The organism is Paenibacillus sp. J31R34, from assembly GCF_059383715.1.
Genome location: NZ_JBXENU010000016.1, coordinates 64,718 through 77,684 on the forward strand (window position 1 = coordinate 64,718; position 12,967 = coordinate 77,684).

Consider the following 12,967-nt stretch of genomic DNA (forward strand, 5'->3'; position numbering starts at 1 on the left):
CGGCCGCAGCTGCATAACCTGCCAAAATCCACAAACGCTGGGGTGATAACCTTCGCTGCTCTATTTTCACACCCGTCACCCCTTTCTCTATTAATCAAGCGAGCGTGTGCGCATTGCCACAAACCCGGAAGGACGCCATTGCAGGAATGCCACGATACACAGGAACACCAGTACCTTGCCGAGCGAAGCATTCGTCCAATATTCAAACATCGTATTAAACACGCCAATGCCGAGCGCGCCAAGCACTGTACCAACCAGCTTGCCGACACCCCCAAGCACGACAACCATGAATGCATCAACAATATAATAGGTGCCCAGAGAAGGGCCGATTGGCCCCATCAGCGTTAAGGCACAGCCCGCAATTCCTGCGATACCTGAGCCAATCGCGAAGGTCATTGCATCTACGCGGCGGGTCGATACGCCAAGGCATGCCGCCATATCGCGATTTTGCATAACGGCACGCATGCGCCGACCTTCAAGGCTGCGGTAAATATAGAAGTACATGGCGATCAGACAGGCCGCGACCAAGCCGACGATGAACAGCCTTTTGTATGGAAGCACGACATCGTTCAATATGCGCATGCCGCCATTTAGCCAAGAGGGGCTGGTCACCGCCACATTGGGAGCGCCGAAAATGGACCGTGCCAGCTGCTGAAGCACAAGGCCGACGCCCCAGGTTGCAAGCAAGCTGTCAAGCGGCCTGCCATACAGATGGCGAATCAGGCTGACTTCAAGCAGAAGTCCAAACAAAAATGCAATCAGGAAGCTCGCTGGAATCGATAGAACAAAGTACCAGTTGAACCAGGAGCCCGGCATATAGGCGTGAAACAGATTTTGCGTCAAATAGGTGGAATAAGCGCCAATCATAATCAGCTCGCCATGGGCCATATTAATGACCTTCATTAAGCCAAATGTAATCGCCAGCCCCAGTGCAATCAGCAGCAAAATCGAGCTTACGCTAATGCCATTGAACAGCTGCAATATAAATACGTCCATCCCGCTCTTCACCTCCTGCGATGGCTTGCGCCATCGCCATTATACCGCTGCTGCAATAGGTAGGCATTTCATGCCCACAAGCATTCCGAAAGCATGCGCCTAAGCTTTCTACTCGGATGGCTGGATGCTTGCTGCCCATTCATAGCTTTTCAAATAAGGGTCTGGCTTCACCGCTTCGCCAGAATTCCACAGCTCCTTGAACTGTCCGTCCGCCTGAACCTCGCCAATCCTTACCGTTTTGTAAATATGCTGCGTCTCTCCGTCAATGCGCACCTTGCCTTCCGGCGCATCCCACTCCAGCTCCTTCGCCGCTTCCTTTACTTTGGCAACATCAGTGGAGCCCGCCTTCTCTACGGCCGCCTTCCACAAATACACCGCTGTGTATCCAGCCTCAATAGGGTCAGCCGTCACTCGATCCTCCCCGTATTTCTTCTTATAATTGGCTACAAAAGCCGTATTGGCCGGGGTATCTGTCGTCTGATAGTAGTTCCATGCCGCCAAATGCCCTTCCAGCACATCTACCCCAATGCCGCGGATTTCCTCCTCCGCTACCGATACCGACAATGTCGTCAAATCCTGAGCGGAAATGCCCGCATCCTTCAGCTGCTTGAAGAAAGCGACGTTGCTGTCGCCGTTCAGCGTATTAAATACGATGTCCGGCTTCGCTTCTTTGATTTTGCTAATAATCGTGCTGTAATCCGTATGTCCAAGCGGCGTATATTCCTCGCCTACCAATTCGCCGCCCTTAGCCTTGAGCTGTTCTTTAATAATCAGATTAGCCGTGCGCGGAAATACATAATCGGAGCCGAGCAAATACATTTTTTTGCCGCGATTTTCGAGCAGCCAGTCAACAGCCGGCACAATTTGCTGGTTCGTCGTCGCTCCCGTATAGAAAATGTTTGGCGATGCCTCCAGCCCCTCATATTGCACCGGATACCAGAGCAAGCCATTCAATTCCTCGAATACCGGCTTCATCGCCTTGCGGCTTGAGGAGGTCCATCCCCCGAACACCGTCGCCACCTTATCCTCGGAAATCAGCTTGCGGGCTTTCTCAGCAAAGGTCGGCCAATCCGACGCTCCATCTTCAACGACCGGAACAATTTGCTTGCCCAGCACGCCCCCTGCCGCATTAATTTCTTCAATGGCCATCAGCTCTGCATCTCTTACTGACACTTCACTAATCGCCATCGTACCGCTAAGCGAGTGAAGAATACCTACCTTAATGCCATCAGACGACGCAGCCCCATCGCTTCCCCCCGCCGTTTCCGAAGGTGTTGTCGAGGCTGTCTCTTTATTTCCCCCGCATGCCGATACAATAAGGCTAATAAGCAATACGATAATCCCCGCTTGAATGAACTTTCTGTTTTTCATTTCTCCACTCCCCTAAGTTAAGCATTATTTGTATAAGAGATAGCTAAAACCGAACGTTAAGAGAAATTATGTATAAATCGTTCGTCCAGAGGGAACGTTCGCAGGTTCATTATAGATTGGCAATTTATCTAATGTCAATATATCTAACACAACTTTTTATTTTTCTATTCTATTCGACAAAAAAATTGTTTTTGTGACATATTTATTCAGTCCAAAGATGATTCTAATGCCTCATTTTCGTTTCGACTCGCTTTCCTCTTCATGTTTAAGTTATTTTATCTAACATACAATTAGACTTCCAAATCGCTTTTACGAAGGATGATGCCCCTTGTTCATTCGCAGCTCTTGTTCTCAAGCATAAAAAAACAGCTACACGCTTAGCGCATAGCTGCTATTCCTTGTTTTATTGATGCAAAAACCTCAAGCATCGCTCCAACGTTTTAAACCGATCTTCACTTAGCAAGGGCACCCGAGCCCGGGGCTAGCGTGCCTTGTACAGCCTTTTGCTCCAGTTCATTCTGCAGCTCGGCTTTGAGCAGAAATTTTCGCCCCCGCCAGCGAAATAGAGCTAGCGCACCCCGAATGTACTCATCCAAAATCATGCAAGCATAAATGCCGAGTAGCCCCCAGCCAAGCTCGATGCCGACCCAGTAGGCGAGCGCCGTTGCAATGAGCCACATGGAGATTAGCGAGCTCCACATCGTAAACCTTGTGTCACCGACTGCATTTAGCGCATTCCCCATCGCCATATTGACCATTTTTCCTGGCTGCAAAATGAGGTTGAGGCCTAGCAGCGAGACGCCGAGCGCTATAATTTCGCGATTTTCCGTAAATAATCCGAGCAGCTGCTTGCCGAATAGGAAGATAAGCGTGGCATTGACCGTAACGATGGCAAGCCCGATCCACATGGCGCGATACGCTATGCCATACGCTTCTTTCATTCGGCCGGCTCCAAACAAATGAGCAATTTGAATTTGCACCGCCAAAGCAATGGAATACCCCAGCATGAAGCAAAACGATTCCAGTGTATTTAAATACGTCCGAGCCGCGAGCTCGGTCGTGCCGAGCATCGCCAAAAACGTATAAATAAGCAGCTGTGTAAATACCCAGCAGGACATATTGACGCCAAGCGGCCAACCGATTCGCAGCACATCGCCAAATAGCTTTCGGCTGAAATTTGCAAGATCGCGAACCCGAATCGTACGTTCAAAAGCATGCATGAACATAACAAACAGCACCGTGACGGCAAGCACACGACAGATGACCGTCGATATCGCTACCCCTTTCAGCCCCCATTCCGGGAAGCCGAAGGCGCCAAAAATAAACGCATAGTTGAGAACGACATGTATAATGTTCATGCCTATGGCTGTATACATCGGTCCCTTCGTATTGCCGGTGTTGCGAATCGCCGTGCTAAGCGCTGCCATCAAGGAAATGAGCACCATGCCCCCGCCTACGATGGAAATATAAGTTTCAGCAAGCGGCATCAAATGCTCCGGCAGCTTAAGGAGCGAAGCGATTTGCCCCGGCATCGTATATAGTACGACGCTCAGCCCAATCCCGATAATGCCGCTCACACTGACCGCCATTATCGCAATCGTCCGGGCCTCCTCGTTTTTGCGTGATCCCAGCTTTTGGGCAATGAGTATGCCTGCCCCGCTGGCCACTGTAATAAACAGCGTCGTGAGCGCCTGAAACAGCTGATTGGAGAAGCCGACAACGGCAACTGCCTGATCGGATATCCGGCTTACCATCAGCGTGTCTGCCGCGCCAAGCAAAAATTGTAAAAATAACTCAATAAAAATCGGCCATGCCAGCAGCCACAGCGATAATTTTTTGTTCGTTACTGCCATTTTCCTATCTCCCTCTGGAGCCAGCCTTACTCGCTCATCCGTTGCTCTAGTGTCATTCGTCTTCTCAAATTATAGATGCTATACTGAGCATGATGTATCATTTTCAAAACCGAAACTATTAAAATACAAACTTCAAGACAAGGAGGTGGCACGGCCATATGACGATGATTCATTTGACGATTCCCCCGCTTCCCCATTACATTATAGGCGGTCTTTCCATCGCCCCGGCAGGACGAAAACACCCGAGCAGAAGAAATATTGGCGTGTTCGACCTGCTCGTCGTGAATAAGGGCTGCCTTTATATCGGGGAAGAAGAGCGGGAATATGAGGTGCGTGGTGGTCATGCACTCATTTTGCGGCCTGATGCCTACCATTATGCGACGAAGGCCTGCCAAGAAACCACGGCTTACTACTGGATACATTTTCAGACGACCGGAGCATGGAGTGTTTCAGAAAGGCTCGCCGATCAACAGCCTGGCGGCAGCAGCCTCGAGCGTATACAAAACAATAACTTTTACACGATGCCAACCTTTACAAAACAACTCCCGCAATTTGCGAGGCTGCTCCAGCCTTCGCGTATGGACAGCCTGCTGCGGCAGCTCGTGCAGTTGAATACGAATGATCATATTTCCGGCGTCAAATGGAAGCAGCAGCTCGCTTTTCAAGAAATTATGGAACAGCTGTCTGCCTCCCTAGAGGTTGCCGGACCTTCTCCCTCCGCGCAATGTGCCGAGCAAGCCGCCTCGTATTTGCGTGAGCACTACCGCGATAACATAACGGCGCAGGAGCTAAGCGAGGCGGTTAACTTCCATTCCGTCTACATTGCCAGATGCATGCAAAAAGAGTTCGGCTGCGCGCCCTTCGATTATTTAATGCGCTTCCGCTTGGAACAGGCGAAGCTGCTTCTGCTTCAAACCGACCTAGCAGTCGCCCGCATTGCCGAGGAGGTCGGCTTCAATCAGCCTGCTTATTTCACCTCCTGCTTCTCGCGTTATGAGGGGCTCTCGCCGCGCCAATACCGCCAGCGCTTCTCGCATGGCTAAACGCGCGCACCAAGCGTGCACAGCAAAAATCCCCATGCCCCAGCTAGTAAGCTGAACATGGGGATTTTTGCTTATTCTATAAACTTATCGCTTGTGCGATAGGCGTTTATTACTTCGCCGCAGGCGATGCGGACGGTTCTACCGACGCGCTAGGTGAAGCCGATGCAGCCGGCTCTTGCGATGCCGCAGCATCATCAGTCGCTTTCGCAGCGTCGCTTGCTGCTGGGGATTGCTCTGCACCTGGTGCAGGAGATTGCTCAGGCAGCGTAATTTTCACATCTTGATTTTTCATATCTTCGCTCATGAAAGTGCTCATGTGGGCGTAAGCTACAGCACTCTCTACGGCTTCTTTCGTCGTATCATCAAGCTTGTCATACGTCAGCTCATCGCGTTTCTCAACCAGAATGACATGATAGCCATATTCGGTTTCTACTGGATCGCCGATAACGCCGATTTTTTGCGTCATAGCAGCATTTTTGAAGTTTTCAACCCAGTCGCCTGGCTTTGCATTTGCAATTTGACCACCAGCTTCTTTGGAGCCTGGGTCGTCCGAATAGACCTTAGCGAGAGCCGCCCAGTCGCCGCCTTCATCCAGCTTCGCTTTTACTTCTTTGGCGATTTTCAGCGCTTCTTCTTTCGTGCGCAGCTCCTTGGTCTCTTGTGTTTCCGAATCTGTCTCGCTTGTAGCAGCTAAAATATGACGAATGGTTACCGTCGTATATTTAGCAAGATTAGTTTCTAATTCTTTCTTCATTTCTTCGTCGGTCACTTTGGATTTCATGTGATCTACGACTACCAGCATCAGCTTCATATAGGTTTTTACATCGCTGTTCGTGATTTTTTTCGCTTCCAGCTGCGTTTTCAGTTCGGCTTGCTGCTCCAGTGCCGCTTCAAAATCTGCAAACTGCTTGTCCGTATCTGTAGCAGCCTGCTTCACCGTTTCTTCGCTTGCTTGAGCCGCCAAGATTTTGTAAGCAATGTACTGCTGAAGCAATTGCTCTTGGAATTGTGGCAAAGCCGTTACGGACTCATAGCCAGGCTGCAAGAAATTAAATACCGCCAAATACTTTGTGAATTCAGCTTCGGTTACTTTGCCATTGTCCTTATAAGTAGCAACAGTCGCTCCCTCGCTTGTACCGCTGAACGCTGTACCGTTTCCTTCTTCTTTCTTCGAGCCGCAAGCCGCCAAAACCGACATAACCAGCACGGCCGCGACTACGAGCAGAGCCATTCTGCGCCATGTCGATTTGCGTGTATTGTGCAACATTAATAAATCTCCTCTCAAATCATAAAGTTGATTGTATTGTAACAGATATGTGGGCCCTATTGCGAATTTACAGGAAATCAAGGAGCTGTATCCTGCAGCTCCTCCTTCACAATTCGTGCATCAGCGTAACGCTTCAAAAACTGCTCAAGCAGCAGCAGACGCTGATCCATATCCAGTCCTTTGCCTCGAAGGGTAACTACCGGATTGTCCTCCAGCGAGCTGCCTTGGTGGAACCGATTTTCAAAATGCAGGCACAGCTTGTCGACCTGCTTTCTATCGATCCGCTTCTTCTCGGCGGCAGCATATCGAACGACGAGTTCATCATTGCGCTGGCTAATCTGCTCAATGCCATACATCGCGCCATACACCTTCAATTTTGCCACCGTCATCAGATTATCTACCGCCTGCGGCAGATTGCCGAAACGGTCGATAATTTCCTCGGTCAAATCCTCCGCCTCATCGAAGGAGCGAACGGACGCCACCTTCTTGTAAATCTCAATCTTCTGAATGCTGTCATAAATATAATCGGATGGCAGGTAAGCATCTACGCTGACATCAATGAGCGTACTGACGACTCTGCTTTCCTGCACAGGAGCGCCACCCAGCTCCGCCTTGCGCTTGCCAATCTCATCGGCAAGCATTTGCGAGTACAAGTCAAAGCCAACCGACGCAATAAAACCATGCTGCTCTGCGCCCAGCAAGTTGCCGGCACCGCGAATCGCAAGGTCGCGCATCGCGATTTTGAAGCCGGAACCAAGCTCCGTAAACTCTTTAATGGATTGCAGACGTTTCTCTGCGACTTCCGTCAGCACTTTATCGCGCTGGTAGGTAAAATAGGCATATGCGATCCGATTGGAGCGGCCAACCCGTCCCCGCAGCTGATAAAGCTGCGACAGGCCCATTTTATCCGAATCATGGACAATGAGCGTATTGACGTTCGGAATATCAACACCCGTCTCAATAATGCTCGTGCTGACCAGCACATCGGATTCTCCGTCGAGGAAGTCGAGTATCGTCTTCTCCAGCTCCTGCTCCGACATTTGCCCATGCCCGACCGCTACCTTCGCATCCGGCACTAGCTCTGAAATCAGCTCCGCCATTTGGTAGATTCCCTGAACGCGATTGTACAAGTAATAGACTTGGCCGCCACGGGCCAATTCACGCTCAATAGACTCTCTGACAAGCGCAGTGTTGTATTCGACCACATACGTCTGCACCGGGAAACGATTTTCTGGCGGCGTCTCAATAACCGATAAATCGCGAACGCCCAGCATCGACATATGCAGCGTGCGCGGAATCGGCGTTGCCGTCAGCGTCAGCACATCGACGTTATTTTTCAGCTTCTTGAGCTTCTCTTTATGCGATACGCCAAACCGCTGCTCTTCATCGACAATCAGCAGGCCCAGATCCTTGAACACAATGTCCTGCGACAGCAGCCTGTGCGTGCCAATGACGACATCGACGGTCCCAGCTTTGAGGCCCTTCATCGTATCGTTTTGCTCCTTGCGGGAGCGGAAACGGCTCAGCACTTGAATATTGAACGGATACCCAGAGAAACGCTCGCGGAACGTCTCATAGTGCTGCTGCGCAAGAATGGTAGTTGGCACGAGAATCGCAACCTGCTTGCCCTCAATAGCCGCCTTAAACGCTGCCCGTACAGCAACCTCCGTCTTGCCGTAGCCCACATCGCCGCATAGCAAACGATCCATTGGCATCGGCTTCTCCATATCCCGTTTGATTTCCTCGATGGCCCGCAGCTGATCCCGCGTCTCATCGTAAGGGAACATTTCCTCAAACTCGTTCTGGTAAGCGGTATCCTGTCCAAAGGCGAAGCCCGGCGCCGATTGGCGCTGCGCATACAGCTTGATCAAGTCATCGGCAATGTCCTTAACCGACGACTGCACCTTGCTTTTCGCCCTTGTCCACTCGCTGCCGCCCAGCTTATTGATCTTCGGCTCTTTTTCCTCATTGCCGACATATTTCTGAATCATATCGACTTGTTCAATCGGAACAGAGAGCTTATCCCCGCCTGCGTATACGATGTGCAAATAGTCCTTATGAATGCCCGCAATTTCCAGCGTTCCGATGCCGACATATTTGCCGATGCCATGGTTCTGATGCACGACATAGTCGCCGACCTTCAGCTCGGTGTAGCTCTTGATCCTCTCGGCATTGTCTATCTTCTTGTCGATACGGCGCGCCTTGCGCTGCTTCTGGGAGAACATCTCTCCTTCTGTAATGACGACCAGATGCGAAGAGGGCAGCTCGAAACCAGATTGCAGGTTGCCTTCCAGCAGCGTAGGCGGCTCAATATTATAATCGAACAGCACGCGGCGCATGCGCTCCATGCGTTCCGCATTTCCGGCCAGCATGAGCACGTTAGCCCCAATTTTGCGCCAGCGGTCCATCTCTGCCTTGAGCACATTCATTTGTCCGTGGAAGTTTTGCATCGCCCGGCTCGTCATATTGAGAATGTTTTGCGGCTGCGAATGCGGAATTTGCCTTAAAAACAGGGATAAGAACAAGGTAGGAAACCGCTTACCATACAAAACTTCCTCCGACTTGCACGCAAGCTCAAAGCCTGGCAGCGATTTGCCGTTTTGCAGCAAATGGGTCGCCCATTCTGCCTCATCGCGCTCCAACTGCTTCGCCGTTTCGATCAAGCGGGTAGGCTCATCCATAATGAGCAGCGTATCTTCCGGCATGTAGTCCATAATGGTCTGGCGTTCCGGATACAGCAAGGAAATATATTTATAAATATCGGTGAAATATATATGCTCGCGCAGCTTCTCCAGCTCGCTGCCAATTTCCAAGCGAAGGCGCTCCTTAGCCGTACGATCGGACATTTTGCCAAGCTGCTGCTCCAGCAAGGCCGCCGCATGGCTAGCTGCTGATGCAAAGCGCTCTGCGCTCGCAACAATTTCCTGGCATGGCGGAACCGTATACGTCTGAATATTGCCTTGCGACCGCTGGTCAGCGGCGTCAAATGTCCGAATGGAATCGACATCATCGCCGAACCATTCAATCCGGTAAGCGGAAGCCTCAGTCAACGGGTAAAAATCGACGATTCCCCCGCGTACGCTCATTTCACCACGGGATTCAACGCGATCTACGCGAATGTAGCCCAGTCCGGTCATTTTTCGCAGGAAGCTGTCAATCGGCAGAACATCGCCCACGCTAATCGTGATTTTCGCCTCTGCCATAACGCCGCGTACGGGCAAGTAGCGCCGCACACCGGAAAATGGCACGACAACAATCCCGCGGAAGCCTTCGGACAGCTTGATCAGCACGTCCATTCGCTGCGCCAGCGTCTCAGGACTCGAGATCGCCGATTCGGCAGCTACCAGCTCATTAGCGGGATAGAGCAGCACAGTATCCGAAGAGAAGCATTCCTGAAGATCCTCCGTAATTTTCTGCGCTGAAAACATATTATGTGTCACGACAAGCATCGGACGGTCTATCTCTTCTTTCACTGCGGCCATCAGCACTTGTCTGGATGAACCAGCAAGCCCTGATACCATTTGCTCGCGCATTCCTGAACGGATTCCGGCTATTATGGACTGCACATCCGGATCAGCCGCAAAAGCCTGTATTAACGCTTTCAATCGTCTCGGCACCCCATTTCTATAAACAGACCACTTATACATTCTTAAATTTCAAGCAAAACCGCCCACCTAAAAAGGTGAGCTCTATGCTTTGCATGTATGAATCGCTATCATCGAAAAGAAGCCTCAGCCAGCCGCCAAGGCCTTACATTACTTGTGAGCTCAAGGTGAAACGGCTGTCGCCGTCCCTGGTGGCGCAGCGTGTTTCATTCAATGCCCTTTACAAGCTACTTTCAAATGACTTACCTTCTACTGCAACGGGCTCGCGATTAAGTTCAGCTCAGGATTCGCCTCTAGCGCTTCCCGGCAATAATCGCAAATCACCTTAACCGTCACGTCTCCGTGCTGGTCATACGTAATTATATCGCTGCGCTCTTCAAGGGTCAAGAAATCGAAACCGAGCTGCTGCTCGGTAATTTCGCCACCGCCTGCAATCGTCCCTATAGGCGTACGACAGTGTTTGCAAATATAGTTTACAGCCATATGTATGCCTCCTGAAGAATGGTTATACCCTTCAGTATGCCCGGCTTTAGCCTATTTTACGCATCTTCTACAGCAGCATCGGGAAAAAGAGCCTGCACGGCATGAACAGCTGGACCTTTTTCACCAAATTAGCGATTAAACTTCGCCATCGTCTCCTCGAAGGACGCTTTCAGTGAAAACTCCGCTGCATCACAAGCCAGATCAATCATCGTTTTCAACTGTTCCTGCTCGTTTTTCGGAAAATTGGACAACACGTAGTCGGCGATGTTGCCGCCGGGCTGCGGACGTGTAATCCCCATGCGAATCCGGTCAAACGTCTGCGTGCCTAAATGCGCAATCAACGATTTAATGCCGTTATGTCCGCCGGGCCCACCTTGGAAACGAAGACGGATACGCCCAACCTCCGTATCGAGATCATCGTATACGACGAGCCCTTCGGTCACATCGGATTTAAAATAATCGATGAACGAACGCACCGATTCACCAGATAAATTCATATACGTCATCGGCTTGATCAGCACAACCTTCGTACCATTCACATTGCCCTCGCCAATCAGCGCTTTGCATTTGCTTTGCGTCACTTGGATGCCCCATCGCCGTGCGAGCTCATCAATAACCATAAATCCAACGTTGTGCCTCGTGCCCTGATATTGCGTCCCAGGGTTGCCGAGTCCCACAATCCATTTCATAGCGGTCTTTCACTCCTTGCTGTCTCGATCCTTATCGATTGTTATGTTCTCCATTTTACCTTATTTTCCTTCATTGCGGTCAATATATTGCAGCGGATAACCGATATGAACGATAACATCGCGGACCCCTTCTCTACGAAAAATGTTCCACGTGAAAAAAACCTGGCCGCCAGCAGGGTCATCCAAGCGGGCTATCAGGCGGTTCATTTCACTATCGTCCCCGTAATCTTAAAGAAACAGACTGAAATTGTTTTTAGTTATCCATTCTATTCGTGTGATATATAAGTTTATAAAATTCACGCGGTCTGGTTCTTTACTATTTTCACATACTCTATATTTATGAAACCTTATATACATGATCAGGCTTTAACGCTATCGGATACCTGTTTAAAAAATCATCTAAAGCTAGCTCCTCATCAGGAAAGCTCTCCATAACTTTTTGCAAACTTATTCCTTCATACTTATTATTCCCATCATCTACGATGCAAAATATCAAGCTTCCTGATTGTTTTATTAATGTTAATAGCGCTAAGAGTTCTTTCTCATTATTTCTTCTTGCATCTGATGAATAAAAGTCACATGAACACTGTCTGTTTATAGAATAATAAATATAATCCTTCATTCTCTCAGGAACGTAAGCTGTAATATCCTCTATATAAATGTTGTACTTCCTATTGTATTCATGAAAAATATCACTATTGAGCTTATTATCCGTAGCTGCATACATGAAATAACACATAAAATTACCTCCTAAGATATCTGAATAGTCTGAGTAGGTCAAACCTACTCAGACTATTCAGATTTAGATTTAATTACAGAAGGAATGTCCTCCTACTCTAACAAATAATTTTGTTGCATGGTAATGAGGTTTATTGAGAATTTGTACATCATTGCTTGCACCAAGCCATGATGCCGCCGCTGAGTAGGGAAGTGGATTTCCTACTGCAATCCCGCCCAGTCCGTTCGGATTAATCCTAAAAGCTTCAAAATGATTCCATCCATTCCTTGCTTGAGCTAATACTGCAACAGAGACACCCATTGTGGTGCTTGATACTACCCCATATGCTTCACCATAAAATGATCGAATTTGATTTGTAACCGCCGGCCTGTTATTTCTCAAACCATCTACTACATAATCGGTAACTATGACCACTCCAGCTACTAAACAAATAAAATCAAGCACTGGCAATGGACCATCCAACTGCGCCGTAACTCCAAGAGTTACCAATCTAGTAGCAAGTCGTCTTTCTGTTTCCGAAATCCCCAGAGAACCTAGTGCCGTAACACCCTGAGCAATTAAAATAGCTCCCCCTTCTCCTTTTGCACTATGTTCAGGTAATACCCCTGTTTTCTTATAATCATAGTAATACTCTTGTGCAAGCGCATCAATTCTTTCAAATTCATCTTCGTATGTTATTGCAAATGATTCTACAACAATTGGAAGGTCTTTATTTTTTTTAGCCAAAGTTTGGTATTCTTCAGTTAGGGCAAGCAAATATTCTATTTCCTCTATATCTGTTTCCCCACTGTCTATTATTTTTTCTAGCTCAACAATGATCTGTCTTTCCTGCCGCTGCAACCTAACCCACACCAACAACGTCAATTAAACATGGAGAAAATAATTCCATATCCAACCATACTAGCTACAGGAGAGGAAATG

General features: G+C 49.1%; 11 protein-coding genes. 1 reads left to right on the top strand and 10 read right to left on the bottom strand.

Annotated features, from left to right (window positions below; translation table 11 throughout):
- Positions 1-90 precede the first annotated feature (90 nt).
- From urtB to AC50YG_RS29520, 3 genes are all read right to left on the bottom strand, one after another.
- On the bottom strand, positions 91-996 hold the full coding sequence (gene urtB / locus AC50YG_RS29510) for an urea ABC transporter permease subunit UrtB (protein ID WP_056034884.1): 906 nt from the start codon (positions 994-996) through the stop codon (positions 91-93).
- Positions 997-1,104: 108 nt separating this feature from the next.
- Positions 1,105-2,367 (bottom strand): urea ABC transporter substrate-binding protein, encoded by a 1,263-nt coding sequence (gene urtA / locus AC50YG_RS29515; protein WP_494832240.1) that lies wholly within the window; start codon positions 2,365-2,367, stop codon positions 1,105-1,107.
- 452 nt (positions 2,368-2,819) lie between these two features.
- Complete coding sequence (locus AC50YG_RS29520; protein ID WP_494832245.1) at positions 2,820-4,220, bottom strand: MATE family efflux transporter; 1,401 nt, start codon at positions 4,218-4,220, stop codon at positions 2,820-2,822.
- 158 nt (positions 4,221-4,378) lie between these two features.
- Here AC50YG_RS29520 and AC50YG_RS29525 point away from each other — a divergent pair, with 158 nt between their 5' ends.
- A complete protein-coding gene (locus AC50YG_RS29525; RefSeq protein WP_473755408.1) occupies positions 4,379-5,263 on the top strand; it encodes an AraC family transcriptional regulator in 885 nt (294 codons plus the stop codon).
- 109 nt (positions 5,264-5,372) lie between these two features.
- Here the strand turns inward: AC50YG_RS29525 and AC50YG_RS29530 are convergent, their stop codons facing one another.
- From AC50YG_RS29530 to AC50YG_RS29560, 7 genes are all read right to left on the bottom strand, one after another.
- On the bottom strand, positions 5,373-6,530 hold the full coding sequence (locus AC50YG_RS29530; protein WP_494832248.1) for a peptidylprolyl isomerase: 1,158 nt from the start codon (positions 6,528-6,530) through the stop codon (positions 5,373-5,375).
- A 77-nt stretch (positions 6,531-6,607) separates the two neighbouring features.
- The gene (gene mfd / locus AC50YG_RS29535; RefSeq protein ID WP_494832250.1) at positions 6,608-10,135 is read right to left on the bottom strand and encodes a transcription-repair coupling factor; all 3,528 of its coding nucleotides are present in this window, start codon (positions 10,133-10,135) and stop codon (positions 6,608-6,610) included.
- Positions 10,136-10,384: 249 nt separating this feature from the next.
- Positions 10,385-10,618 carry an anti-sigma-F factor Fin gene (gene fin, locus AC50YG_RS29540; RefSeq protein ID WP_046234476.1) on the bottom strand — a complete coding sequence of 78 codons (234 nt, stop codon included), beginning with the start codon at positions 10,616-10,618 and terminating at the stop codon, positions 10,385-10,387.
- Between the two features lie 128 nt (positions 10,619-10,746).
- Complete coding sequence (gene pth / locus AC50YG_RS29545) at positions 10,747-11,307, bottom strand: aminoacyl-tRNA hydrolase (protein WP_494832252.1); 561 nt, start codon at positions 11,305-11,307, stop codon at positions 10,747-10,749.
- 60 nt (positions 11,308-11,367) lie between these two features.
- Positions 11,368-11,514: a hypothetical protein gene (locus AC50YG_RS29550; protein ID WP_494832254.1), complete on the bottom strand. Its 147-nt coding sequence runs from the start codon at positions 11,512-11,514 to the stop codon at positions 11,368-11,370.
- A 130-nt stretch (positions 11,515-11,644) separates the two neighbouring features.
- Positions 11,645-12,046 (bottom strand): hypothetical protein, encoded by a 402-nt coding sequence (locus tag AC50YG_RS29555; protein WP_494832256.1) that lies wholly within the window; start codon positions 12,044-12,046, stop codon positions 11,645-11,647.
- A 69-nt stretch (positions 12,047-12,115) separates the two neighbouring features.
- Complete coding sequence (locus AC50YG_RS29560; RefSeq protein WP_494832258.1) at positions 12,116-12,886, bottom strand: hypothetical protein; 771 nt, start codon at positions 12,884-12,886, stop codon at positions 12,116-12,118.
- Positions 12,887-12,967: the final 81 nt, after the last annotated feature.

Bases quoted from the DNA above. Each gene is read 5' to 3' on its own strand.
- AC50YG_RS29550 (WP_494832254.1), bottom strand. From the start codon at position 11,514: ATGAACCGCCTGATAGCCCGCTTGGATGACCCTGCTGGCGGCCAGGTT.
- AC50YG_RS29530 (WP_494832248.1), bottom strand. From the start codon at position 6,530: ATGTTGCACAATACACGCAAATCGACATGGCGCAGAATGGCTCTGCTC.
- pth (WP_494832252.1), bottom strand. From the start codon at position 11,307: ATGAAATGGATTGTGGGACTCGGCAACCCTGGGACGCAATATCAGGGC.
- fin (WP_046234476.1), bottom strand. From the start codon at position 10,618: ATGGCTGTAAACTATATTTGCAAACACTGTCGTACGCCTATAGGGACG.
- AC50YG_RS29525 (WP_473755408.1), top strand. From the start codon at position 4,379: ATGACGATGATTCATTTGACGATTCCCCCGCTTCCCCATTACATTATA.
- urtA (WP_494832240.1), bottom strand. From the start codon at position 2,367: ATGAAAAACAGAAAGTTCATTCAAGCGGGGATTATCGTATTGCTTATT.
- AC50YG_RS29520 (WP_494832245.1), bottom strand. From the start codon at position 4,220: ATGGCAGTAACGAACAAAAAATTATCGCTGTGGCTGCTGGCATGGCCG.
- AC50YG_RS29555 (WP_494832256.1), bottom strand. From the start codon at position 12,046: ATGTGTTATTTCATGTATGCAGCTACGGATAATAAGCTCAATAGTGAT.
- urtB (WP_056034884.1), bottom strand. From the start codon at position 996: ATGGACGTATTTATATTGCAGCTGTTCAATGGCATTAGCGTAAGCTCG.